This is a genomic window from Salinarchaeum laminariae, assembly GCF_023204835.1.
In the GTDB taxonomy this organism is placed as follows: domain Archaea; phylum Halobacteriota; class Halobacteria; order Halobacteriales; family Salinarchaeaceae; genus Salinarchaeum; species Salinarchaeum laminariae.
Map to the genome: position 1 here is coordinate 2,164,225 of NZ_CP096270.1, position 24,078 is coordinate 2,188,302.

21 protein-coding genes are annotated in these 24,078 nt (G+C 65.8%); 14 read left to right on the forward strand and 7 right to left on the reverse strand.

What is annotated here, in order from left to right; genetic code table 11:
• The first annotated feature begins 76 nt into the window (after window positions 1–76).
• A complete protein-coding gene (locus tag MXF70_RS10125) occupies window positions 77–985 on the forward strand; it encodes an ABC transporter ATP-binding protein (RefSeq protein ID WP_248515517.1) in 909 nt (302 codons plus the stop codon).
• A complete protein-coding gene (locus MXF70_RS10130; protein ID WP_248515518.1) occupies window positions 982–1,791 on the forward strand; it encodes an ABC transporter permease in 810 nt (269 codons plus the stop codon). The genes MXF70_RS10125 and MXF70_RS10130 overlap by 4 nt, the downstream gene beginning before the upstream one ends.
• Window positions 1,792–1,855: 64 nt before the next feature.
• Here the strand turns inward: MXF70_RS10130 and MXF70_RS10135 are convergent, their stop codons facing one another.
• A complete protein-coding gene (locus MXF70_RS10135) occupies window positions 1,856–2,137 on the reverse strand; it encodes a DUF7562 family protein (RefSeq protein ID WP_248515519.1) in 282 nt (93 codons plus the stop codon).
• A 123-nt stretch (window positions 2,138–2,260) separates the two neighbouring features.
• Here MXF70_RS10135 and MXF70_RS10140 point away from each other — a divergent pair, with 123 nt between their 5' ends.
• The 4 genes from MXF70_RS10140 to MXF70_RS10155 all read left to right on the forward strand — a co-directional run bounded on the left by MXF70_RS10140 (window position 2,261) and on the right by MXF70_RS10155 (window position 7,106).
• Complete coding sequence (locus MXF70_RS10140; RefSeq protein WP_248515520.1) at window positions 2,261–3,517, forward strand: tRNA (N(6)-L-threonylcarbamoyladenosine(37)-C(2))-methylthiotransferase; 1,257 nt, start codon at window positions 2,261–2,263, stop codon at window positions 3,515–3,517.
• Between the two features lie 223 nt (window positions 3,518–3,740).
• Entirely contained in the window at window positions 3,741–4,256 is a 516-nt protein-coding gene (locus tag MXF70_RS10145; RefSeq protein ID WP_248515521.1) for a DUF5817 domain-containing protein, read from the forward strand.
• 76 nt (window positions 4,257–4,332) lie between these two features.
• Complete coding sequence (locus tag MXF70_RS10150) at window positions 4,333–6,222, forward strand: DUF255 domain-containing protein (RefSeq protein ID WP_248515522.1); 1,890 nt, start codon at window positions 4,333–4,335, stop codon at window positions 6,220–6,222.
• Between the two features lie 80 nt (window positions 6,223–6,302).
• Window positions 6,303–7,106, forward strand: coding sequence for a TrmB family transcriptional regulator (locus MXF70_RS10155; RefSeq protein WP_248515523.1), 804 nt, complete (start codon window positions 6,303–6,305; stop codon window positions 7,104–7,106).
• Window positions 7,107–7,220: 114 nt separating this feature from the next.
• Here the strand turns inward: MXF70_RS10155 and trxA are convergent, their stop codons facing one another.
• The 6 genes from trxA to MXF70_RS10180 all read right to left on the reverse strand — a co-directional run bounded on the left by trxA (window position 7,221) and on the right by MXF70_RS10180 (window position 15,069).
• Window positions 7,221–7,490, reverse strand: coding sequence for a thioredoxin (gene trxA / locus MXF70_RS10160; protein WP_248515524.1), 270 nt, complete (start codon window positions 7,488–7,490; stop codon window positions 7,221–7,223).
• Between the two features lie 338 nt (window positions 7,491–7,828).
• A complete protein-coding gene (locus tag MXF70_RS10165) occupies window positions 7,829–10,669 on the reverse strand; it encodes a DEAD/DEAH box helicase (protein ID WP_248515525.1) in 2,841 nt (946 codons plus the stop codon).
• A gap of 116 nt (window positions 10,670–10,785) precedes the next feature.
• Entirely contained in the window at window positions 10,786–10,989 is a 204-nt protein-coding gene (locus MXF70_RS15495; protein WP_445677845.1) for a DUF7129 domain-containing putative zinc-binding protein, read from the reverse strand.
• Window positions 10,990–11,402: 413 nt separating this feature from the next.
• A complete protein-coding gene (locus tag MXF70_RS10170) occupies window positions 11,403–12,149 on the reverse strand; it encodes a metallophosphoesterase (RefSeq protein WP_248515526.1) in 747 nt (248 codons plus the stop codon).
• Complete coding sequence (locus MXF70_RS10175) at window positions 12,149–13,795, reverse strand: hypothetical protein (RefSeq protein WP_248515527.1); 1,647 nt, start codon at window positions 13,793–13,795, stop codon at window positions 12,149–12,151. Before MXF70_RS10175 ends, MXF70_RS10170 begins: the two co-directional genes overlap by 1 nt.
• Window positions 13,792–15,069 (reverse strand): Single-stranded DNA binding protein, encoded by a 1,278-nt coding sequence (locus MXF70_RS10180; RefSeq protein WP_248515528.1) that lies wholly within the window; start codon window positions 15,067–15,069, stop codon window positions 13,792–13,794. The genes MXF70_RS10175 and MXF70_RS10180 overlap by 4 nt, the downstream gene beginning before the upstream one ends.
• Window positions 15,070–15,174: 105 nt before the next feature.
• On the opposite strand from MXF70_RS10180, the gene MXF70_RS10185 reads away from it, so the two are divergent.
• From MXF70_RS10185 to leuD, 8 genes are all read left to right on the forward strand, one after another.
• Complete coding sequence (locus MXF70_RS10185; protein WP_248515529.1) at window positions 15,175–16,008, forward strand: aldo/keto reductase; 834 nt, start codon at window positions 15,175–15,177, stop codon at window positions 16,006–16,008.
• 228 nt (window positions 16,009–16,236) lie between these two features.
• Complete coding sequence (locus MXF70_RS10190) at window positions 16,237–17,454, forward strand: LeuA family protein (RefSeq protein WP_259370428.1); 1,218 nt, start codon at window positions 16,237–16,239, stop codon at window positions 17,452–17,454.
• A 446-nt stretch (window positions 17,455–17,900) separates the two neighbouring features.
• The gene (ilvB, locus tag MXF70_RS10195; RefSeq protein WP_248515530.1) at window positions 17,901–19,787 is read left to right on the forward strand and encodes a biosynthetic-type acetolactate synthase large subunit; all 1,887 of its coding nucleotides are present in this window, start codon (window positions 17,901–17,903) and stop codon (window positions 19,785–19,787) included.
• Between the two features lie 12 nt (window positions 19,788–19,799).
• Window positions 19,800–20,459, forward strand: a complete 660-nt coding sequence (gene ilvN / locus MXF70_RS10200; RefSeq protein ID WP_248515531.1) for an acetolactate synthase small subunit — start codon at window positions 19,800–19,802, stop codon at window positions 20,457–20,459.
• Window positions 20,460–20,512: 53 nt separating this feature from the next.
• Window positions 20,513–21,556, forward strand: coding sequence for a ketol-acid reductoisomerase (gene ilvC / locus MXF70_RS10205; protein WP_248515532.1), 1,044 nt, complete (start codon window positions 20,513–20,515; stop codon window positions 21,554–21,556).
• A gap of 39 nt (window positions 21,557–21,595) precedes the next feature.
• The gene (locus tag MXF70_RS10210) at window positions 21,596–21,919 is read left to right on the forward strand and encodes a DUF7989 family protein (protein ID WP_248515533.1); all 324 of its coding nucleotides are present in this window, start codon (window positions 21,596–21,598) and stop codon (window positions 21,917–21,919) included.
• Entirely contained in the window at window positions 21,912–23,333 is a 1,422-nt protein-coding gene (gene leuC, locus MXF70_RS10215) for a 3-isopropylmalate dehydratase large subunit (RefSeq protein WP_248515534.1), read from the forward strand. Before MXF70_RS10210 ends, leuC begins: the two co-directional genes overlap by 8 nt.
• Entirely contained in the window at window positions 23,330–23,959 is a 630-nt protein-coding gene (gene leuD / locus MXF70_RS10220; RefSeq protein WP_248515535.1) for a 3-isopropylmalate dehydratase small subunit, read from the forward strand. Before leuC ends, leuD begins: the two co-directional genes overlap by 4 nt.
• Window positions 23,960–24,078 lie beyond the last annotated feature (119 nt).

Consider the following 24,078-nt stretch of genomic DNA (forward strand, 5'->3'; position numbering starts at 1 on the left):
GACCCGACGTCGATCTCACAGCGCCGATTCTCGGCGAACCAGACGAACTAAACGCCGTCCCTTCGACGATCCGTCGATGCCCGCGATCGAACTCGACGGCGTCTCGAAGGCGTTCGGGAACGTCGTTGCCCTCCGCGACCTCGATCTCACCGTCGACAGCGGTGAGGTGTTCGGCTTCCTCGGCCCGAACGGTGCTGGGAAGTCGACCACGATCGATTTGCTGATCGACTACGCCCGACCGACGTACGGCGACGTGACGGTGCTTGGCCACGACGTCCAGTCCGATCCGGTCGCCGTCCGGCGAAAGACTGGCATCCTGCCGGAAGGCTACCGGCCGATGCGAGAAACAACCGGCAGGGAGCACGTCGAGTTCGCCATCGAAGCTAGAAACGCCGACGCGGACCCTGACGCCGTGCTCGAACGGGTTGGCCTCGCCGGTGAAGGCAAGCGCGAAGCGAGTGGCTACTCGAAGGGGATGGCGCAGCGACTCGCACTCGGCATGGCGCTGGTCGACGATCCCGATCTCCTGATCCTCGACGAGCCGTCGACCGGCCTCGACCCCCACGGCGTCCGTCGCATGCGAGAGATCGTCAGCGATGCTGCCGACCGTGGGGCGACTGTCTTCTTCTCGAGTCACATCCTCGAACAGGTCGAGGCGGTCGCGGATCGGGTCGGGATCCTCCGCGATGGTGAGTTGCTCACTGTCGACTCGATCGACGGTCTGCGCGAAAGCGTCGGCGTCGAGGGGCAGCTCTCGATCACGCTGGACGGCCTGGTCGATGGAGCAGTCGACGCAGTGCGTGCCCTGGACGGTGTGACCGTCGTCGGCGTCGACGGTTCGACGATAACCGTTTCGTGCAGTGACGCCAGGAAGGTCGCGGTGGTCGACGCAGTGAGGCGCGATGGGGCTACCGTCGTCGACTTCGAAACCGACGAGAGCTCTCTGGAAGACCTCTTCGTCGCCACGACGGGTGAGACGGCGTGAGCTGGCGTCTCGTCGCGCGACAGGGGGTCCGCGAATCCTGGCGAAACTGGGAGCTCCCGGGAACGATCATCGCGTTCGCACTGATATTCGGACTGATTGGCTACTGGACGGGACCGGCCGCCCTCGGCTCCGGAAACGACGGCTCGGCGCTGTTCGGCCTCCTGGCTGGCACTATGCTCGTGCTGGTTCCCGCGACGGCCGTTACGATCGCACACGACGACGTCGCTGGACGACGCGAAGACGGCCGCCTCCGGCTGTTGCTCGGTCAGCCCATCTCCCGGCGGTCGATCGTGCTGGGCCAGTATTTGGCGACCGTGGTGACGATCGTCTCCGCGGTACTCGTGGCCGTCTCGACGGGGCTGTTCATTGCGAGCGTCCGTGCAGGCGAACTCGCGCCGCCGGAGATGGCTGCCACGCTCGTCGGTGCAGGCGTTCTCATGGGCCTCTCCTATCTGGGTATCGGCATTGCGATTTCGACGGCGCTGAAGACGACCAACTTCAGCGGCACGCTGGCTTTCGCCGCGTTCCTGGGATTCACGTTCGTCTGGCAGGTCTTGCCACGGAGTCTGCTCTGGGTCGTCGATCGATTTGTCGACGTTCCGTCGAATCCGTGGTGGCTCGTCTACGTGGACACGATGTCGCCCGTCGTGGCGACCGGGCGACTCATCGCCCCCGGAACTTCCTACGAAGCGTTGGCGGGAACTGACGACGTCACCGTCACCGCCTTTGCCGGGGTCGTCCTCTGCTGGTGGATCGTCGTCCTGCCGATGCTGGCGCTCATGCGGTTCGAACGAACGGATCTCTGATCGGCGTTCGATCGCGGTTCTGCTGGCAAACCTGGCGTCGCCACCTGTTCGCTTCAGCGTCTCCTCAGGGCTCTTCGGTCGCACGCTCTTCGAGCTGACCACAGAGGCGTGCGAGGAATTCGTCGCGGTCGCACTCTCCCGCACCGCTCGCGACGAGGTCCGCTTCGAGGCCACGTCGGGGCTGGTGGGATCGGTCACGATCGCAGGGTTTGCAGAGGTACTCGAACGTCTTCTCCTCGCGATTCCAGCGATCGCCCTCCTTGTCGTACTCTCTCGCAGCCGACCGCGACAGCTCCGTCCCGCAAGCGATACAGATGACGGAGCCGTCGTCCCCGTCGCCAAACATACGTATCGATGGGACGTGTACCCACTTAGCTATTGACCCGTTGCACAGCGGCGCGCCGGCATCTGTCCGCCGGTCTCGGATCCGTCGGGCTTTTGCCCGCGGTTCCGCTAGAGGGGATAACCGATGGCCCGCTACCACATCGAAACCTACGGCTGCACCTCCAACCGCGGGGAGAGCCGTCAGATCGAGCGGGCCCTCCGCGACGGCGGCCACAGCCCCGCGTCGGGACCCACCGATGCCGACGTCGCGATTCTCAACACCTGCACGGTCGTCGAGAAGACCGAGCGGAACATGCTCGCACGAGCACAGGAGCTCGACGACGAGACCCCTGCCGATCTCGTCATCACTGGCTGCATGGCACTGGCACAGGGCGAGACGTTCCACGAGGCCGGCGTCGACGCCGAGGTCCTCCACTGGGACGAAGTGCCTGAGCACGTCCGCAACGGCGAGTGTCCGACGACGACCCCCGACGCCGAGCCGATTCTCGACGGCGTCGTCGGTATTCTGCCCATCGCCCGTGGCTGCATGAGCGACTGCTCCTATTGCATCACCAAGCAGGCCACCGGCAAGATCGACTCGCCGCCGATCCAGGAGAACGTCGACAAGGCCCGCGCGCTGGTCCACGCCGGCGCGACGGAGCTCCGCATCACCGGGCAGGACACTGGCGTCTACGGCTGGGACGACGGCGATCGACGTCTCCACCGGCTGCTCGATCGTATCTGCACCGAGATCGACGGGGAGTTCCGCGTTCGCGTCGGGATGGCGAACCCGAAGGGCGTCCACGGAATCCGCGAGGAGCTCGCCGCGGTGTTCGCCGAGCACGACGAGCTCTACAACTTCCTCCACGTACCGGTCCAGTCCGGATCCGACGACGTGCTCGGCGACATGCGCCGCCAGCACCAGGTCTCGGAGTTCCTCGAGGTCGTCGAGGCCTTCGACGACGCGCTCGGGGAGTGGACACTCTCGACGGACTTCATCTGTGGGTTCCCCACGGAGACCGACGCCGACCACGAGCAGTCGATGGCACTCCTCCGGGAGGTCCGTCCGGAGAAGGTGAACGTCACGCGGTTCTCGAAGCGTCCGGGAACCGATGCGGCGGACATGAAGGGGCTCGGCGGGACGGTCAAGAAGGAACGTTCGAAGGAGATGAGCGAGGTCAAGCGCGACCTCGTCGGTAACGTTTACGAGGAGATGGTCGGAGAGACGCAAGAGGTCCTCGTCGTCGAGCAGGGCACCGCCGACTCGGTGAAATGCCGGGACGGCGCTTACCGACAGATCATCGTCCAGAACGCCGGCGAGCGTGGCATCGAGCCCGGCGACTGGCTCACCGTCGAGGTCACTGGCCACCAGACGATGTACGCCTTCGGGGAGCCAGTCTGAGCAACTTTTTAGTGGGGTATTCGGGGCAAGCAGGCGGCGAGTTCGACTCCTCCGATCGGATTGCCACACGAGCGCGAGACCGACCGGCGTGGTCCGTCAGATCACAGCATTCGGTGGTCGCCCGTTGTGCCTTCAACCTGTGCATGGATCTCCTCGCTACCGATCCACTGACCGTCGGTGCGTTCGCAAACGTTCTTGCCCGATGGCGACCGATCCAGACGTAATGTACGCGGTCGTCGGCTGCACGGAGTGTTCGTCGCTGTGGGTGATCGAGGTCGGGGCGGACTCCGCCACCTGTCCGCGGTGTGGCACACGCCACCGGACTGACCGACTCCGCCACTTCGCCGAGACGACCGAGGCCGACGACGCCCGGGAGGCGCGTGCGGCGCTGGTCGCGAACCGGCGCGGCGCGGGCGACGATGCGCCGTCGTTTGGCGACCTCGAAGCTTCGATCGAGGAGGACGTGGTCGACGACGAGGAGCGCCTGGAAGCGGCCGGCATCGACCCCGATGCCGTCGCCGAGGCCGGTGAGCGCGCGGACGAGACCGACCGGGATACCCGGAGCCAGCGGGAGATCGTGCTCGACGCCTTCGAGGTACACGACGAGCCGGCTGCGGATACAGTTCGAGCCTACGCGGCCGAAAACGGTGTGTCGCGAGAGTACGTGGATCGAGCACTCCAGAAACTCGAACGAAGCGGGGAGATCGTCGAGACGCCGACGGGCTACCGCCGGATCTGAGCGGCTCTCGGGGGGTTCGTGACGCAGTCGCATTCGGACTCCGAAGCCACTTACCCGCCGCCGGACAAGCGCGACCATGACCGAGGAATCCGAGGCGGAGCCGGCTCCTGCTGGGAGTCCCGAGGCCGAGCAACGGGCAGCGGCCGATTCGTCACCCGGGGTGCCGTCGTGGCCGCCCGGTGGGCACGTCGAGTGGCGGCCGTGGGGGCAGGCGGCCTTCGACGACGCTGCGGAAGCAGACGTACCGGTATTGCTCTCTTTGACTGCGACGTGGTCCGAAGAGTGTCGCCGGATGGACGCGGAGACCTACGGCGAGCCCCGCATCGCTGCAGCGATCGACGACGGGTTCATTCCGGTGCGGGCGGACGTCGATCGACAGCCTCGAGTCGCGAACCGCTACGCGATGGGCGGCGTTCCGTCGACGGCATTCCTGACGCCCGACGGCGAGGTGCTCAACGGTACCGGCCCGCTCACTGCTTCGGGGATACGCGGGGCGATCGAGGGCGTCCGCCGCACGTGGGAGGAGAGTGGGGCAGCGGCCGGCCGCGTTCCGCGCGCTCTCACCGACGAGGAGCCGCCGGGCGGAACGCTCGACACCTCGATCGAGGGGCACCTCCTCGAGACGCTTCGGGAGAACTTCGACGAGCAGGCCGGCGGCTGGGGAACTGGTGCGAAGTTCCCGATGCCAAGAGCCATCGAGTTTGCCCTAAAGCGCGACCGCGAGATGGCACTCAGGACGCTCGACGCGGTGGCCGCGAACCTCGAAGACGAGCACGACGGTGGCTTCCATCGCAGCGCAGCCGAGCGAAACTGGGGCGGCCTGAGCTACGAGAAGCTCCTCGACGCAAACGCGGGACTGATTCGGGCGTTCACGGCGGCCTATCGCTACACCGGCGACGAGGCCTATCGACGCTCGGCCGAGCGGGGCGTAGAGTTCCTGACGACGACACTGTGGACGGATTCGGTGCCGGGAAGCCGCGGTGCCTTCGCCGCGAGCCAGGCCGCTGGCGACGGCGCGGACTACTACGCACTCGACGCTGGCGAGCGCGATCGAGCGGAGACGCCACGCGTCGACGAAACCGTGCTCGCGGACTGGAACGCGCTCGCAATCGACGCGCTCCTGTCCGTCACGGCCGTCACCGACGACGAGACTGCGCGCGCGTTCGCCGAGCGTGCGCTGGCGACGGTGACCGAGGAGCTGGTCGAGGGCGGCGAAATCGTTCACTTCCGAGATGTCGCTGCTGGGGCCGACGGTAGGGACGAGATCGGCGGCGGCGAGGCTGAGGAAACCACAGGCGCCGTCGAGGGCGAGCGTGGGCTGCTCCTCGACGCAGCACGGACGATTCGGACGCTGGTGACCGTCCGGGCTGTACTGGGGCCGGAGGCGGACGTCGGCGAATTTGGTGCCAGTGATGCTGGTGATGGGAGCGACGCCGATTCCGGACCGATCGCTCTCGCACGGTACCTCGCGGACGAAACGATCGAACGGCGTCGGCCAGGGCAGACGTTCGTCGATGGCCCGGCGTCCGGTCCGGGGCTGCTCGATCGTCCGCTGCGACCGCTCGACGCCAACGTCGAACTCGCCGGTGCGCTGCTCGACCTCGCGGAGGTCACGGGCGTGGACCGCTACCGGAGCGTCGCTCGTGAGACCGTAGAAGCGTTTGCTGGTGCGCACGAGCGGTTCGGCCCACAGGCCGCGGCGTTCGGGACCGTTGCTGGGCGGTTGCTGCGTGGGACCGTCCGCATCGACCTCTCGGCTCCCGCGGGGAGCGATCTCCACCGGGCAGCGCTTCGTCTGGCGGACCACGAGGCGATCGTCGTTCCCGACATCGGCGCCGCCCCTGAGCCGATCGGGCGCGAACGGGACCTCGATTCAAATGCGGCGTACGTCGTCGCCGGCACAGAGCGATCCGAGCCAGCTTTCGACCCGGAGGAGCTGAGCGAGCGGGTCGCCGAGCACCTTTGAGTCCCAGCAGATCTCCTGCGCCAGAGCTGTCGTAAACAACCAACGCAGTGTTTATGGTCCGTCGTCGCTCACCACTGCATATGGCGAGCCTCAGGGATCTCGGCCTCTCCGAGTACGAAGCTCGGGCCTACCGTGCCCTCCTCAACACGGGTCCCGCAACTGCCAAGGAGTTGTCACGGGCCAGTGACGTTCCGATGGGCCGGATCTACGACGTGTTGAACAGTCTCGAACAGTACAATCTCGTTCGCAGCCAGACGGCGAGTCGACCGAAGAAATACGTCGCCGTCGAGCCAGCGACCGCGCTCGATCGGCTCCTCGAAGACAAGAAACGGGAGCTCGACGCCCAGGCCGAGCAGTACGAGGAGATCGTCGACGATCTCTCCGCGGAGCTCGACGCCGCCGAGCCCGTCGAGGAGCAGTTCTGGACGGCTGCCGTCGGTGCCGAGAACGCGATCGATCTCCTCATGGAGCGGTTCGCCGCTGCGGACGATCGCATCGTCGTCGTCGCATCCGACCGATCGCCGCTGTTCGACGTCTCGGAGCTCGGAGTCCTCGCCGTGGACGAGTTCGAGTCGGCGCTGGACCGTGGCGTCGACGTCGACGTCCTGCTCACGCCCGGACTCGTCGACTCACTCCCCGAAACCGTCGGCGAGCGTCACCGCCGGACGCTCTCGGAGCATCCCAACTACGAGGTCAGAACGACGGAGGACATCGTTGGAACGTTCAATCTCATCGACGCGGTCGAGGTCACGATCCACGTCACCCATCCGCTGGAACCCGACGAACCGTTCGGCGTCATCGACCTCAAGGATCCCGAGTTCGCGGCGGACGTCCAGGAGCTGTACGCCCCGCGCTGGGAGTCGGCCACGCCACTGTCACTCTGAACTCATCGCTTCGTCGACGATGGATCTTTCTTCGACGATCGATCACCGTCGCACAATCTTCTCGCTATGGCACAGGTAGCGGTCCAGCAACAACGATACGCCGAAAAAAAGCGATTACGCGCCGGCCTGCTCGAGCGCGTCCTCGAGATCATCCCGCTGGGTGACCCCGACGAACCGCTCCACGACACCCTCGTCGTTCTCGACGATCAGGGTGGGCAGCGAGCGCACCTGATACTCGTTGGCGATCTCCTGTTCCTCGTCGACGTTGACCTTCTCGACGGCGAAGCGATCTCCCCACTCCTCGGAAAGCTCCTCGAGGATCGGATCCTGCGTCTTACACGGCCCGCACCAGTCCGCGTAGAAGTCTTTCAGCGTGACGCTCATGATACGCAGATTCGTTTCGCCCCAGGTCGCAAAAGGGTTTCCCACTCGGCAGTGCGAGTGGGTTCGCCGTAACGACGACGTATACTTTCAGTACGGTTTGCGTACCCGCCGGAGTGCCGTATTGGCGGCGGCGGTGCCCGTCCGTTATCCGTCCGCCGTCCGTCTATTTCGCGGTCTCGTCTCCTACTGTTCCGGCTCGGTAGAACCGGCTTTCTTCGAACTGTGGGATTGCAGAGTGCGATCTACTGTGGATAAGCGGTCTTGGCCTAGCGGAGATGGGTGTGAATGAGTGAAAGAAAGGGTGTCAGAAAGAGAGTGTTTGTACTGAAACCGCACTCTTAGTCCCAGAACGACTTGGTCCGGGCGTACTGCCGTTCCTCTTCCAGAATATCCCGATAAAAGTCGGCCTCGTCCTCCCGGTGTCTGTTGATGATCCGGGCTGCGGTATCGGGGCCGACGCCACGGGCTGCCATCGCAATCACGGCGACTTTTCCGTGGTGTTGTACGAGACTCGCCGAGCGGTAGGCTCGCTCGGTTCGTTTCTCCTGCTCGTCGTCTTTCTCGTCGGTCCGAATCGCAGCGACGGCGTCGTCTGCCCACGGGTGGAGCGCGGCGATCATCGTCGACTCGCAGTGGGGGCAGTAGGGCTCTTCACGGACTCGCTTCACCGGCTTCACGCGATCGTAGTCCTGGCAGTGGACGCAGAACAGCCGAACGTCGTCGCCGTAAATTCGGTCTTTGACCTGCTCGACGACGCCGGCGTCGGCGTTCTCGGGAACGAGCAGTTCCATGTTGGAGCTTCGCCCGGCGGTGCCGATCGGCGTCCGACCACCGACAAGCTCTGTCTCGATCTCGCCTGCCTGAATCGATCGCACTATGTCCGCCGCAGCCGCCACGTCGAGGTCCTCGTGGAACACCTCTCGCTTGGCCTCGTCGTAGGCTGGAGTGTCGGCGAGGTACTGGCGCAGTCGACTCGCTGGCGGGCTCGAATCGCCCTGCCAGGGTTTGATCGCGCCGAAATGCTCCGCGACCTGCGAGAGCCGAAACGCCAGTGCTTCCGATCGGTCCAGCGATAGTTCGAGCAGCGGTTCGACGTGGTCGGGATCGGTCTCTTCGAGCACGGCGATCACGTCTCGTCCATCGACGACGCCGGGGACCTCGAGATCGATGCGGTAGGGGTCGACGTCGAGTCCGACGGACGAGCCGGTCCGTTGGCCCAGTAGCGCCGACAACATACGCCCGAGCGTCTCGTTGGCGTCGTGGCCGAACGAGGCGTTGAGAACGATCTTGCCTCCTTCTCGCTCGAGGAGGATCCGGCGGTCCGACGGGAGCGGCGCCTCGCCAGCGTGGCGCTCGATGGGGTCGAGCGTCCGCTTGACGTGATCGGCCTCGATCGGATAGCGACTCGCAAGGTCCCGAGCGACCGCTGCGCGATCGGCACCGCGCTCGAACTGCTGACCTGCGACCCCGCGAAGTTCGCCGACCTCTTCGGCGACCGGTCGCGGGACGGGGATCTCCTCGCCGATCCAGGAGGGAATTTCGCCGGAGGGGTCTTCGACCGGCGAGACCGTCAGCGAGCCATCGTCGTCGTCCACGTTCGTCACGCGCCACATCTGACCGCCCTGGATGAAGGCGGCGCCGGGCTCGGCGAACGTCGCGACGAACCGCTCGTCGAGAGTCCCGATCTGGGAGCCGGAGGCGACGTCCTCGACGGCGTAGGTTTCCTCGTCCGGGATCATCGAGAGATTCTCGTAGACGTACCGCCAGGTCCCCGAGGACTCGATGCGATCGGCGTCTTCGTCGAGGTATACGATACGGTTTTTCGAGAGCTCGCGGACGACGTGCTTGAACGTCTCCTGCTCCAGGTCCCGGAAGGGGTACGCTCCGGTGACGATCTCGAACGCTCGGCGGGCGTGGATCCCACCCTGTCCCTCGACGATCCCGCCGATCTGGTTCGCGACCACGTCGAGGCTCCCATCGTGGATCGGCGCCGGCTCGACCTCTCCGTCGAGTGATCGGCGCGCGATCGCCATCGCCTCGAAGGCGTCGTCCGACCGCGTCGCGACGACCGTTCCCGCCGACACCTGATCGCTCCTGTGACCGGCCCGTCCGACGCGCTGGAGCAGCCGCGTCACCTGTCGCGGGCTCTGGTACTGGACGACGTGATCGACGTGGCCGACGTCGATTCCCAGCTCCATCGAGGAGGTGCAGAGGAGTCCGTCGAGTTGCCCGGATTTGAACGAATCCTCGATCTCGATCCGGGCCTCCTTGGCGAGCGAGCCGTGGTGGACGCCGACGTCGACTGCGTCGTCGTCGCTGGCGAGCTGCGTGAACCGCGAGCCCATCGCCTCCGCCGTCTGTCTGGTGTTCACGAAGATCAGCGTGGACTCGTTGGCCGCGACGACGTCCCGAATTGCGCGGACGTGGCTCGCGAACTCCTCCTCGATCATCAGCTCGCTCGCGAGATCCTCGTCCGCCGGCGTGACCGCTGGCACCTGGACGTCGAGGGACAACCGGCTGCCAACGTCGACTTCGCGGACCGCACAGCCGCGGCCACCACTGAGGAACGCGCCGACCGTCTCGGGATCGCCGACCGTCGCGGAGAGGCCAACGCGTTGGAACGGTCCGGACAGCGCGCGCAGTCGTTCGAGTGCAACTGCGAGCTGTGCTCCGCGCTTTGACGCCGCGAGCTCGTGGATCTCGTCGATCACGACGTGCTCGACGTCCGACAGTGCCCTCCGGAGCTTCTTCCCGGTGAACATCGCCTGGAGGGTTTCCGGCGTCGTCACGAGCACGTCCGGCGGATCGTCGGCCTGTTTGCTTCGCTGGTAATCCGTGGTGTCGCCGTGGCGAACGTCGATGTCGAGATCGAGCTCCTCCCCCCACCAGTCCAGCCGGTCGCGCATATCGCGATTGAGTGCGCGCAGCGGCGTGACGTAGAGCGCCGAGATGCCGAACCTGTGCTCGGCCTCGGCGACTGCGTCGAACACCGGGAGCATCGCCGTCTCGGTCTTGCCGGTCCCGGTCGGTGCGACGACGAGCGTGTGGCGACCGTCCGCGATCGGTGGGATCGCGAGGCGCTGTGGCTCGGTGGGAGTGGAGAAGCCGCGCTCGGAGAGCGCAGTGCGGACTGCTGGCCCAAGATGCGAGAAGGCGTCCGCTCCCGACTCCCGACTCATCGGCAGGCCTAGTGGTGCAGAGCCGTTAAGCGCAGTGGTCGGACGCGAAGCGTGTGAGGGGGCATCTCCCGTAGATCGTCGTTTTCCCTCGTTCTCCCTCGATCTGTCCTCACTCCCTACTCTCTACTCACTACACCGAGCTGCCGGGTGCTGCCAGCGTATTCGCGCGCCACGGAGATGTTCCGTAGCGTGATCGAACAGTTCTCGCACTCGCCGCGTGCGTCCGATCTTGCACCGCAACTTGGACATTCGAAAGTCGAGTCCGTCGGCTCGTATGGGTCGATTCCGTGCATGGACGTGTGGAAACAGTGAACACGCATAAGAAATTCCCTAATACTGCATCTTATTCCTCTAATCGGCCTATATATTGGGCGAATGTGTTTGAAACGGATTGCAAGTGCCCGTACTGGCGATATGCATACTCTGTGGGCACTCGTCCACTGTTCAGAGACTCGCAATCATTGCACACGCCGTATATCCAAATTTTGGTGTGGTTGATGGTCGCTTGGATGGTTCCACCATTTGAAATTGAAGAATCTGCCGCAAGAAGGGCATATATGTGGCTGTCTGCCATATGGGTCTTTGTCGACGGTGTCCCGTCGACTCTGAACTGGGCAGTCCAAGTAACCAGCGCGATACGCCTCCTGCCTCGGGTCGGGATTTCGTGGCTGGGGTCCCGACCCCGTGCTTCTGTCGGTCCAATCTACGGCGCCGAGCACCCGGAGCTGTTCGCTCAAACCGTCCGGTAGTCTCCGAGCCGCGTGCCGTCGAGCAAGAACGCGTCCCCACTGCCGAGGCCCTCGGGTAGAAACGGGGCGAGAAACTCCTGCCCCTCGACGTTGACCCAAGTTCCACCGGCGAGCTCGTTGAACGCCGGCAGTACGACGAGCTCCGGTGCTGCCCAATCGAGATCGGGATCGCGTTCCGCGAAGGGTGCTCGGGCCATCGGTCCGCGAAGCCAGATCCGTTCGACCCTGCTCCCGCCGACCTCGTCTTCGAGACGGACCTGGGGATGCTCGTGGCCGACGCAGACGACGTCGGCAGCGACGACCGCCCGCGACGGCCAGGTATGCCCGTGCGCGAAGCCGAATTCCCCGAGCCGCACGCCGGTTCCGTCGGTCACTTCGACGCGTGGCACCCACTCCTCGATCGCCCCGTCGTGGTTGCCCTTTACCAGCGTGATCGGGAGCTCCGGCAGCGCCGCGACGAGCGATTCGATCTCGTCGCGCTCGCGACCGCCCGGATCGCCGATCGAGTGCATGAGGTCGCCGAGGATAACGAGTCGGTCCGGCGCCGTCCGTTCGACGAGATCGACGAGTCGCTCGCGTCGCTGCTCGGCGCGGGATTCGACCTCGATGCCACGTTCGATGGCGAGTGCCACTTCGATGCCGGCGTGGTAGTCCGCGATAACGAGCGCTCGATCGGTGCCGATCTGCGCAGTCGCGGCGGGCGCGCCGGCAACCGGTTCGAGCGTCGCCATCAGATCGGCTTGAGCGTCCCCTCGCTGGGTTCGTAACACTGCCCGCTCATCAGCAGGTCGTCGATCGCGTCGTCGATCGCCTCGGCGTCGGCACCGGTCTCTCCTGCGACGGCGTCGATCAGGGCCTCCCGATCTGCCCCGTCGCCGTCGTCCAGCGCGTCCATCTCCTCGACGAGGGCTGCTTCGAGATCGACGTCCCCCTCGGCATCGTCGTCGGATGCATCGGTGGATTCGGTCTCCTCGGTAGCGCTCTCGTCGTCGGTTTCGGCTTCGTCAACGGTGTCGGCTTCGTCGGTGTCGTCTGCTCCGTCGTCGGTGGCCCCCGTTTCGGCCTCGGCGTCCGACCCTTCCTCTGCATCGGTCTCGATGTCGGCCTCGCCCGCCGGCTCGACCTCGGTACCGCTCTGGAACTCGACGCCGTGCTCGGCTTCGATCTGCTCGCGCTCCTCCTCGTCGAACTCGTAGATCTCGTCGTTTCCGGCCTGCTCTGCGTCGGCGGTCTCCGCCGCCGTTTCACTGGTCTCGGGATCGGCATCGGCCGTCGCGTCGTCACCGTCGTCGTCCGAATCGGCAGGTCTTGGATCATCCGGAGCGTCGGCTGGCTCCTCGGTCTCGGCGGCGGTATCCTCGACGGCGGCCTCGTCGGTCTCTGCCTCGGCGCCTCCAGTTTCCTCGGATACTTTCCCATCCTCCGAGTCTGCTGCGCCGGTCGATTCGGGTTCGGTATCGGGATCGGAAACCGAATTTCCGGTGGGATCAGACTCGGAATCGGGTGTCGTCGATTCGGCGTCGGCGGATTCCTCCGCCGAGTCAGCAGCGTCGGATTCGGACGCTCCCGGGGCCGCATCGTCTACGTCGCCGAGTAGCGCATCGACGTCGACGTTGTCGGCTGCACGCGTCGCCGCGAGGCGTTCCTCGCCGAGCAGTGCGGCGAGATCGCTCGCGGTCACGGTACCCTCGCCACCGGCTGGTTCGTGATCCATGGACTCCACTTCCGAGCGCTCGCCGGCGACGACTTCGAGCGCCTGTACGGCGAGGTCGCGGAGCGCGCCGAGGTAGTCGGCGGTGGTGTCGTAGTGGTCGATGGCGCGCGCGACTCCTTCGGCCAGACTCGGATCGACACCGTCGCGCAGCAAGGCTGCTCGGAGCGATTCGCCCCGCTCGTCCTTCGACAGGGCGCTCGCCGCAGTCTGGATTCGAGCGAGCGTGTGCTCGGCCGTCGTCGTCACCCAGCGATCGCGCGTCTCGGCGTCGACTTCCGTGACGCTCTCTGGGCGAACGGATGTAAGTACGCGATCGGAGCCCTCCGGCGAGAAGGTGTTGGCCTTCCCCGTAACCGCGACGAACGCCGGCGCTTCGAGGGACTGCAGCGCGGCGAGTTCGTCGGGCTGGTACTGGCCGGCATAGACGACGAACGCACCGGTGGGGTCGGCGATCCGCGCGCGAACGGTGTCGTCGTTCACTTGCTCGACAGCGGTGAGCACGCCGACAACGAACAGGCGGTTGATCCGCGTTCCACTCGGCGTGACGACGTAGTTTGGGGCGCGCTCTTCGTCGCTTTCGGCGTACTCGAGCGTGGCGTCGTCGTACTCCGCAGCGAAGAGTCGGTGGGCGACCTCGCGGCGGCCCGGTCCGGCGCTGCTCATTGGCCCACCTCCGCGAGGAGATCGGCAGCGCGACTCGCTGGCTCGTCGTCGGATTCTTCGAACTCGGAGGCGTCGAGCGTCGCGCCGTAGTCGTCGACGGACAGGTGCCCGCGCACTCTGTACTCCCTGCCGACGATCTCTTGGGCGATCTGCTCGCCGACGACGGTCTGGTCCATCGCGTCGCGAGCGGCTTCTCTCGCCTTCTCGAGTCCGCCGCCGTAGATCTCCTCGGTCCTGTCGGGCCCGAGGACGATAGTCACGGTGTCGGTGCCGTCGTCGAGAATTGCACGCACGCGCAGATCGTCCTCGCCCTCGACCTCCCCGTGGGAGCGACACTGGCCGTTCTGAATGACGCGGCCACACTCGGGACAGCGTTCGATGAGGCCGGAGCCGTCGCGGACGTCGACGACGTTCCCCACGACTTCGACGTCGTAGATGCCACCGGTCGCGACTGCTTCGCGGATCGAGCGGCGAGTGACTTCCTCGCCGACCTCGATCTCGCGGTCCACGGTCTCGACGGTCGCCCGCTCCGAGAGGCTGACCTCGGGAACGCCGCGGAACTCACGGACGTGGACGTTCTCGGCGCGGATCGCAGCACCCGCCTCCAGTTCGTCGCGGTTGCCCCAGTCGGTGAAGGGTAGCCGTCCGGACTCGTCGCCGAAGACGCCGGATTTGATCGTCGTCTCGCCGTCGCGGCCGTCGATTGTTCTGGTCTCGACTTCCTCGACCAGCACCTCGACGGTCCGCCCGGCGTCGCCGACCTGAAGATCCGTCAGCGAGCGCTCCGGCCCGATTTCGTAGGGGACCTCGAGCGCCTCTTCCTCGAACGTGACCGTCGTCGAGGAGCCGAGATTCACCTGCGCGTTGCCGCGGAACTCGCGAATGCCGGCGTTGCCGACGGTGATCGTGTCACCGGCTTCGAGGCCGAAATCCTCCCAGGCGGTGTACTCGATGATCCCCGAATCGTCGGCGAGGTCACCCTCCCGGATGACCTGGTCCTCGCCGTCGATCGAGATCTCTCGCGTCCCGACGGTGAGCACCCGAGCGGTGAGATTGACGCTCCCCGTCTCGGTGTCGATCTCCGCGATCGAGTCGACGGATGGCGTGGAGCTTCCGCCCCCTCCGCCACCTCCACCGTACTTCCGGCGGAGGCTCTCTTTGGCCTCGTCGACCGGGACGCTATATTCGACCAGATTCTCCAGGTCCGCTTTGACCTCCTCTTTGTCAACACCGAGGTCGGAGGCGAGATCCTCGGCGTGATCGTCGAGCGACATGGTCGCGCTTCGGTGGGGGTGTGCAAAAAGGTGTCTTACCGCCGGGTGGATCTCCGTGACCGTCCGCCGAGGTGGTTTCTTGTGACTCTGGCTCTCACTGTGGGTATGCACCACGTCGAAGCCGCCGGTGCCGAGATCCCCGCACTCGGTCTCGGGACCTGGCAGAACACTGGCTCTTCCTGTGCCGAGACTGTCGAGACCGCGCTCGACCTGGGCTATCGTCACGTCGACACCGCCCAGATGTACGGGAACGAGGCACAGGTCGGCGAGGGGATCGCGAGATCGAGCGTCGATCGCGAGGACGTCTTCCTGACGACGAAGCTCGATCGCGGGAACCTTCGCGCTGGGGACGCCCGCGCGTCGTTCGAGCGGAGCCTCGAGAAACTCGACACCGACTACGTTGATCTGCTTCTCATCCACTGGCCCCATCCCCGCGTGTCCTTCGAGGAGACGCTCGGCGTGATGGACGAGTTCCACGACGAGGGCACAGTCCGACACCTCGGTGTGAGCAACTTCACTCGGTCACAGCTTCAAGATGCGATGGAAATCGCAGATGCTCCGATCGTCACCGATCAGGTCCTCTACAACCCCTACAAGGATCAGTCGGATCTCCTCGCGTTCTGCCAGCGGGAGGGCGTCGCGCTGACTGCCTACAGCCCGCTCGGTCGCGGCGAGGCGATCACTGACGAAACGCTCGCCGAGATTGGCGAAAAGTACGACAAGTCCGCCGCCCAGGTTGCGCTCCGGTGGGCCGTCCAGCAGGAACAGGTCGTCGCGATCCCGAAGGCCACCAGCAGGGGGCACCTCGAGGCCAATCTCGCCGTCTTCGAGTTCGAGCTGACCGATGCGGAGATGGATCGGATCGCGGGGCTCCGTGGCGGTATCAGGCGTCGGCTCTGGAATCGTCTGCCAGGGATGATGCGGAAACTACCGGTCTGACCGCGACCGTCGACAGGCCAAGCTTCGGGTTGCTGGCGACGGACCGTGTTCGGGCCGTCAGCGAGGGCCGTTTCACCGCAAAATTCGTACGAACGACCACTCGGGATCCCGCCACTCGCAAAAATTGCACGAACGACGGCCCGACTCCCCGTCCTCGAATACGATTTCACGGAACCACAGGGACAGACTTATGTAGGCAGATTCGTTCTGTAACGAACACAATGTCGCATTCCGACGACTCGTCTGGCACCAGCCAGGCGGATCGAGTTCTTCCAGGGCACACTGGATTCAACTGACGAGATCGAGACGGCACGTGTTTTCGACACGACGCTCAGAGACGGGGAACAGTCGCCTCGCACGTCCTTCTCATACGAGGACAAGCGCGAGATAGCGGCGATCCTCGACGAGATGGGCACCCACGTCATCGAGGCGGGGTTCCCGGTGAACTCAGACGCTGAGTTCGAGGCAGTCAGAGATATCGCGAAGAGCACCAGCAACGACGTCTGTGGGCTCGCTCGCGTGGTCGATAAGGACATCGAGGCGGCACTGGACACCGGTGCGGAGATGGTCCACGTGTTCGTCTCGACCAGCGACGTCCAGATCGAGGACTCCATGCACGCGACGCGGGAGGAGGTCCGTCAGAACGCCGTCGACGCGGTGGAGCAGGTCACCGACGCGGGCGCGACCTGCATGTTCTCGCCGATGGACGCCACGCGGACCGACGAGACGTTCCTGCTCGACGTGATCGAGGCAGTCACAGAGGCCGGTACCGACTGGATCAACATTCCCGACACCTGTGGGGTCGCCGCGCCGCGGCGGTTCTACGACCTGATCGACACGGTCACCGACCACACCGACGCGCGGATCGACGTCCACACCCACGACGACTTCGGGATGGCCACGGCCAACGCCATCTCCGGAATCGAGGCCGGTGCCGATCAGGCGCAGGTCTCGGTCAACTCCATCGGCGAGCGTGCCGGTAACGCCGCCTACGAGGAGTACGTGATGTCCCTGGAGTCGCTGTTCCAGGTCGACACCGGGATCGACACGACCCGGATCACGGAGCTCTCTCGGATCGTCGAGGAGAAGTCAGACATGCCGGTCCCGGCGAACAAGCCGGTCGTCGGCGCGAACGCGTTCTCCCACGAGAGCGGCATCCACGCCGCCGGCGTGATCGAGAACTCCGACACGTTCGAGCCCGGCGTCATGACGCCCGAGATGGTCGGGGCACAGCGCGAACTGGTGCTGGGCAAGCACACCGGGACCCACTCCGTCCGGGAGCGCCTGGATGGCGCGGGCTTTGCCCCCTCCGAGGAGGAGGTCCGGGCGGTCACCCGGCGGGTCAAGGATTACGGCGCCGAGGGCGATCGAGTCACCGAGGCGGAGCTGGAGCGCTTCGCTCGCGAGGTCGGCGTCTCCCTCGAGGAAGAGGAGGTCCGGGCGTAGGTGATTCCCATGTCCCGGACCGCTCACCACAGTTCCAGTAGCGTGCAGCGATCGTCGAGCAGCGACGTGACCGCTACTGGATCGTCCGCTCGGGGCTCGGTCTCGCGGCGAGCAGCCGCCGCGGGCGCTCCGAAAGGAACAAATACCCCGAGATCACATCCAACTGCACGACATGACCCGACGCGCTCGCTCCCGGTCCGCAACCCCGGAGAGCAGCGACGTCGTCGCGATTATTGTAGGGGCTCCCTAGCCCCTGATACCACCCTTTCCTTCGTCTGTCGTCCAGTTTCCGACCAGCAGCGTCGTTCATCCATGAGCCCACACGCACGTCCATGCCACACCCGACCACGTCGTCCGTATCGCCCGCCGACCACAGCGAGAGCGTCCCGCCCGCCCGCGCAACCATCCGTTATCACGACTCCGACCACACCGGGAGGTGAGTATCGATGAGCGACCACGAACGGGACGAGGCGGACGCCACTAACGGCGAGCCCGTCCCCGACGGTGGTGAAACGGCAGCCGGCCAGGCCGGTGCGACCGCGCCCGGCTCCGCCGCAGAACGCGGCGCTGGTGACGAGGGATCCGATCCCGGCGTGGACGAACCGCCGACCGACGAATCCGACCAGCGAGCAGCCGAGCGACCGGTCGGCACCGGTGCGCAGTCGGTCGTCCGCGCGCTCGAGAACGCGGACATCGAGTATCTCTTCGGCGTGCAGGGCGGGGCGATCATGCCCGTTTACGACGCCCTCTACGACTCCGAGCAGCTCACCCACGTCACGATGGCCCACGAGCAGGGCGCGTCCCACGCTGCGGACGCATTCGGCATCGTCTCGGGCGATCCAGGCGTCTGTCTGGCGACCTCCGGGCCCGGTGCGACGAACCTCGTGACGGGGATCGCCGACGCCGACATGGACTCGGACCCGATGATCGCCCTGACCGGCCAGGTCTCGACGGAGATGGTCGGCAACGACGCGTTCCAGGAGACCGACACGACGGGCGTCACCGATCCGATCACGAAGCACAACAGCTTCGCAACCGATCCGGACACCGTCGGCGACGACGTCGGCGAGGCGCTCGCACTCGCAGACTCCGGTCGTCCCGGGCCGACGCTGGTCGACCTGCCGAAGGACGTCACGAACGGCGAGACCGACCGCGAACCCGGCGCGCCGCAGATGCCCGAGACCTACACGGTCCAGAAGTCCGCGGATCGGACGAACGTCGTCTCTGCTGCGCGTGCGATCGAGGAAGCAGATCAGCCTGCGATCCTCGCGGGCGGTGGGATTATCAAGGGCGACGCGAGTCAGGAGCTCTACGAGTTCGCGACAGAGTACGAGCTCCCGGTCGTCACGACGATGCCTGCGCTGGGCGCCTTCCCCGAGGACCACGAACTCTCGATGTCGATGGCGGGCATGCACGGCACCGGCTTTGCCAACATGGCGATCACCCACACCGATCTGCTCATCGGCATCGGGACACGGTTCGACGACCGCCTGACTGGCGGCATCGAGACCTTCGCGCCCGACGCGGAGGTCGTCCACGTCGACATCGACCCAGCCGAGATCTCCAAGAATATCCACGCGGACTACCCACTGATCGGCGACGCGGGAACGGTGATCGAGCAGCTCCACGACCAGATCGACCGCGCGCCGGACGCCGACGAGTGGCGCGACCAGTGCGTCGAGTGGAAGGAGGAGTACCCGATGGACTACCCGGTCCCGGAGGATCGCCCGCTGCAGCCGGAGTTCGTCGTCGAGGCCCTCGACGAGGCGACCGGCGACGACGCGATCGTCACGACGGGCGTCGGGCAACACCAGATGTGGGCCTGCCAGTACTGGGAGTTCACCGAGCCCCGGACCTGGGTCTCCAGTCACGGACTGGGAACCATGGGCTACGGCATGCCAGCGGCGGTCGGCGCCCGACTGGCGGCCGACGACGATCAGGACGTCGTCTGTTTCGAGGGCGACGGCTCCTTCCTGATGACGTTACAGGAGCTCTCCGTCGCCGTCCGCGAGGAGCTGGACGTCACCGTCGCCGTGCTCAACAACGAGTACGTCGGCATGGTTCGCCAGTGGCAGGACGCCTTCTTCGAGGGCCGCCACGCGGCCTCGGAGTACGGCTGGTGTCCCGAGTTCGACAAGCTGGCGGAGGCATTCGGCGCCCGCGGCTGGGCGGTCGACGACTACGACGAAGTCGCCGACGCCGTCGAGGAAGCGGTCGACTACGACGGTCCGAGCGTGATCGACTTCCGAATCGACCCACAGGCGAACGTCTACCCGATGGTCCCCAGCGGTGGCGACAACGGGAAGTTCGCGCTGTCGGAGGGGCAACTCTGAGGTGATCCAACGATGAGCAACGACACATCCACGACGCCGGACGATTCGAAAGCCCTCGACGGACCACTCCCCGAGGAGCGCCCCGAGCCACAGGGCAAGCGCAACGCCCAGGGAATCCGCATCGACCCCGAGGCAGAGGCCGAGCTCGATCCCGAGCGCGTCACCCTCTCCGCGCTGGTGCTTCACGAGCCCGGCGTTCTGGCGCAGGTCTCCTCGCTGTTCAGCCGGCGACAGTTCAACATCGAGAGCCTGACCGTCGGCCTGACGGAGAACCCCGACCGTGCGCGAATCACACTGGTCATCGAGGAAACCCGCCCGGGGGTCGAGCAGGCGAAGAAACAGCTCGCAAAACTGGTCCCCGTCGCAGCGGTCCGCGAGCTCGAACGGGACGCGACGCTCCGCGAACTCGCACTCATCAAGGTGAGCAGCGAGCATCCCGACAAGGTGCAGGCGCTGGCCGAGATGTACGGCGGCCAGGCCGTCGACGCGGGCGCGGAGACCATCACTGTCGAGATTACCGGCCAGCGACCCCAGATCGAGAACGCCGTCGAAGCGTTCGAGCGCTTTGGCGTTCGCGAGATCACTCGGACCGGGACGGCAGCGCTGGCACGCGGAGCCACCGAAACGGCCGAGTCTGGCCACCCGCCGAACGCGCCGATGAACGACGACTGATAGCTTAGACGACCGATTCACCGACAACACCAAACACGATTACAGATCCCACAATGGCAGACGAATTCACCACGACGGTATACTACGACGACGACGCGAACAGCGCGCACATCGACGACGAGACAGTGGCCGTACTCGGCTTCGGGAGCCAGGGGCACGCGCACGCACTCAACCTCCACGAATCCGGCGTCGACGTGGTCGTCGGCCTTCGCGAGGACTCCAGCTCCCGCGAGGACGCAGAGTCCGCTGGCCTCACGGTGACGACACCCGCCGAGGCAGCCGCGCAGGCCGACGTCGTCTCCGTGCTGGTCCCCGACACGGTCCAGCCCGACGTCTACGAGAACGCCGTGGAGCCGAACCTCGACGCTGGCGACACGCTCCAGTTCGCCCACGGGTTCAACATCCACTACAACCAGATCGAGCCGCCGGAGGACGTCGACGTGACGATGGTCGCCCCGAAGAGTCCGGGCCACCTCGTCCGCCGGAACTACGAGCGTGACCAGGGGACGCCCGCACTGCTCGCAGTCTACCAGGACGCGACCGGCGACGCCCACGACACCGGTCTCGCGTACGCCCAGGGCATCGGCTGTGCCCGCGCGGGCGTCATCGAGACGAGCTTCCAGGAGGAGGTCGAGTCCGACCTCTTCGGCGAGCAGGCCGTCCTCTGTGGCGGCGTCACGTCACTGGTCAAGCACGGATACGAGACGCTCGTCGACAACGGCTACTCCCCGGAGATCGCCTACTTCGAGTGTCTGAACGAGCTGAAGCTCATCGTCGATCTGATGTACGAAGGTGGCCACGCGGAGATGTGGAACTCCGTCTCCGACACCGCCGAGTACGGCGGTCTCGTCCGCGGCGACGAGATCGTCGACGACCACGTCCGCGAGAACATGGAGGAGACGCTCGAGGCCGTCCAGGACGGCACGTTCGCCCGCGAGTGGATCGCGGAGAACCAGGCCGGCCGCCCGAGCTACACGCAGCTGCGCGACGCCGAGATGAACCACGACATCGAAGACGTCGGCGAGCGCCTCCGAGCCCTGTTCGCCTGGGCCGACGAGAACGACCAGGCAGCTGCAGAGGCGCCCGCGGACGACTAGAGTTCCGAGCCCACAGATTTCAAACACCGAACAAGACCGATGACACCCGACACACCGACCGACCACGGCGCAGACGACGCGGACAGCACAGGCCGTCCCACGATGGGCGGCATCGATCATACCCACCCCGACCGGAACACGACCTTCGGTTCCATCTTCGGCCGCGGACCGAGCGTCGCTGCCGACGGTGGCGAGCCGACCCCCGCGTCCGAGGACGCAGCGGACGAGATGCCGATGGCGGACGTCGACCACGAGGCACCCAGCGACACCGGCGCGAATGCGACGTTCGAGCGGGGCGCAGAGCACGGCGACGCCGAAGGGAGGGAATCGACCGACGTAGCTGAGGAAGTCACGGATGAGTGAGGGCACCCTCTACGACAAGGTCTGGGACCAGCACAAAGTTACCACGCTGCCGAACGGCCAGGACCAGCTATTCGTCGGGCTCCACCTCATCCACGAGGTCACGAGCCCGCAGGCCTTCGGCATGCTCCAGGAGCGTGGCCTCGAGGTTGCGCGGCCGGACCTGACTCACGCGACGGTCGACCACATCGTCCCGACGGCCGACCAGTCTCGGCCCTACGAGGAGGACGCAGCCGAGCGCATGATGGCCGAGCTCGAGGAGAACGTTCGCGACGCCGGTATCGAGTTTTCCGACCCGACGTCCGGCAATCAGGGGATCGTTCACGTCATCGGCCCGGAGCAGGGAATCACCCAGCCCGGCAAGACGATCGTCTGTGGCGACTCGCACACCTCCACCCACGGGGCGTTCGGTGCGCTCGCCTTCGGTATCGGAACCTCCCAGATCCGAGACGTGCTCGCGACCCAGACCATCGCGATGGAGAAACAGAAGGTCCGCCGGATCGAGATCACGGGCGAACTCGAGGAGGGCGTCGAAGCCAAGGACATCATCCTCGAGATCATCCGTCGGCTCGGTACCGAGGGCGGCGTCGGCTACGTCTACGAGTACGCCGGCGAGACGATCGAGAACCTCGGCATGGAAGGTCGGATGTCGATCTGCAACATGTCGATCGAGGGTGGCGCTCGCGCAGGCTACGTGCAGCCAGACGAGACCACTTACGAGTGGATGCAGGAGACGGACTACTTTCAGGACCATTCCGAGGAGTTCGACCAGCTGAAGCCCTACTGGGAGTCGATCCGATCCGAGGCGGACGCCGAGTACGACGACGTCGTCGAGATCGACGCCGGCGAACTGGACCCCGTCGTCACCTGGGGCACCACGCCCGGGCAGGGCATCGGCATCGACGACCCGATCCCTGCACCAGAAGACCTGCCCGAGGCCAAACAGGACACGGCCCGACGCGCCCAGAAACACATGCGCGTCGAGCCCGGCGAGACGATGAACGGCTACGACGTCGACGTCGCCTTCCTCGGTTCCTGTACGAACGCTCGCCTGCCCGACCTGCGCCGTGCGGCACGGATCGTGAAGGGTCGCCAGGTCGCCGACGACGTTCGCGCGTTCGTCGTCCCCGGCAGCCAGCGCGTGCAGGAGGCTGCCAGACAGGAAGGGCTCAAGGACGTCTTCGAGGAAGCCGGCTTCGAGTGGCGGAACGCGGGCTGTTCGATGTGTCTCGGGATGAACGAGGACCAGCTCGAGGGCGACGAGGCCTGCGCCTCTTCCTCGAACCGGAACTTCGTCGGCCGACAGGGCTCCAAGGACGGTCGAACCGTTCTGATGAACCCCCGAATGGTCGCCGCGGCGGCGATCAACGGCGAAGTCTCTGACGTGCGAGAAATGAACGAGGTGAGCCTCGCATGAGCTCCGAGGATTCCAGCGGCGACGCGACGGAGGACATTCCCGCCGTCGAGTACGTCTCCGGCTCCGGCGTCCCGATCCGCGGGAACGACATCGACACCGACCAGATCATTCCGGCGCGGTTCATGAAGGTCGTCACCTTCGATGGACTCGGACAGTTCTCCTTCTTCGACCTGCGCTTCGATGACGACGACGAGCCCAAGGAGCATCCGATGAACGAGGAGCGGTTCCAGGACGCCTCGGTCATGGTCGTCAACGACAACTTCGGCTGTGGCTCCTCTCGCGAGCACGCCCCGCAGGCGCTCATGCGATGGGGCATCGACGCGTTCGTCGGCGAAGGGTTCGCGGAGATCTTCGCGGGCAACTGTCTCGCGCTGGGCATGCCCACGGTCACCGCCGATCACGAGTCGATCAACGACCTGCAGCAGTGGGTCGAGGACAACCCCGACGGCGACATCGACGTCGACGTCGCCGCAGAGACCGTGACCTACGGGGGCAACGAGATTAGCGTCAGCGTCGACCGCGCGCAGCGGGAGGCGCTCGTCGAGGGCAACTGGGACACCACGGCGCTGATGAAGGCCAACGAACAGTCAATCCAGGCGACGGCCGACTCGCTGCCCTACCTGTAAGATCACGCCGCGCCTCTTCTGATCCGTTCCGAACGCACGTCGCACTCGTTCTCGAACATCGTTCGTCGATTCCGATCCCATAGTCCAGACTCTCCCTCTCTTCTCCCTTTCCACACACA

Bases quoted from the DNA above. Each gene is read 5' to 3' on its own strand.
- ilvN (WP_248515531.1), top strand. From the start codon at position 19,800: ATGAGCAACGACACATCCACGACGCCGGACGATTCGAAAGCCCTCGAC.
- ilvB (WP_248515530.1), top strand. From the start codon at position 17,901: ATGAGCGACCACGAACGGGACGAGGCGGACGCCACTAACGGCGAGCCC.
- MXF70_RS10180 (WP_248515528.1), bottom strand. From the start codon at position 15,069: ATGTCGCTCGACGATCACGCCGAGGATCTCGCCTCCGACCTCGGTGTT.
- MXF70_RS10175 (WP_248515527.1), bottom strand. From the start codon at position 13,795: ATGAGCAGCGCCGGACCGGGCCGCCGCGAGGTCGCCCACCGACTCTTC.
- trxA (WP_248515524.1), bottom strand. From the start codon at position 7,490: ATGAGCGTCACGCTGAAAGACTTCTACGCGGACTGGTGCGGGCCGTGT.
- MXF70_RS10210 (WP_248515533.1), top strand. From the start codon at position 21,596: ATGACACCCGACACACCGACCGACCACGGCGCAGACGACGCGGACAGC.
- MXF70_RS10155 (WP_248515523.1), top strand. From the start codon at position 6,303: ATGGCGAGCCTCAGGGATCTCGGCCTCTCCGAGTACGAAGCTCGGGCC.
- ilvC (WP_248515532.1), top strand. From the start codon at position 20,513: ATGGCAGACGAATTCACCACGACGGTATACTACGACGACGACGCGAAC.
- MXF70_RS10170 (WP_248515526.1), bottom strand. From the start codon at position 12,149: ATGGCGACGCTCGAACCGGTTGCCGGCGCGCCCGCCGCGACTGCGCAG.
- MXF70_RS10140 (WP_248515520.1), top strand. From the start codon at position 2,261: ATGGCCCGCTACCACATCGAAACCTACGGCTGCACCTCCAACCGCGGG.
- MXF70_RS10150 (WP_248515522.1), top strand. From the start codon at position 4,333: ATGACCGAGGAATCCGAGGCGGAGCCGGCTCCTGCTGGGAGTCCCGAG.
- MXF70_RS10145 (WP_248515521.1), top strand. From the start codon at position 3,741: ATGTACGCGGTCGTCGGCTGCACGGAGTGTTCGTCGCTGTGGGTGATC.
- MXF70_RS10125 (WP_248515517.1), top strand. From the start codon at position 77: ATGCCCGCGATCGAACTCGACGGCGTCTCGAAGGCGTTCGGGAACGTC.
- MXF70_RS10185 (WP_248515529.1), top strand. From the start codon at position 15,175: ATGCACCACGTCGAAGCCGCCGGTGCCGAGATCCCCGCACTCGGTCTC.
- MXF70_RS10135 (WP_248515519.1), bottom strand. From the start codon at position 2,137: ATGTTTGGCGACGGGGACGACGGCTCCGTCATCTGTATCGCTTGCGGG.
- MXF70_RS10165 (WP_248515525.1), bottom strand. From the start codon at position 10,669: ATGAGTCGGGAGTCGGGAGCGGACGCCTTCTCGCATCTTGGGCCAGCA.
- leuC (WP_248515534.1), top strand. From the start codon at position 21,912: ATGAGTGAGGGCACCCTCTACGACAAGGTCTGGGACCAGCACAAAGTT.
- MXF70_RS15495 (WP_445677845.1), bottom strand. From the start codon at position 10,989: ATGCGTGTTCACTGTTTCCACACGTCCATGCACGGAATCGACCCATAC.
- leuD (WP_248515535.1), top strand. From the start codon at position 23,330: ATGAGCTCCGAGGATTCCAGCGGCGACGCGACGGAGGACATTCCCGCC.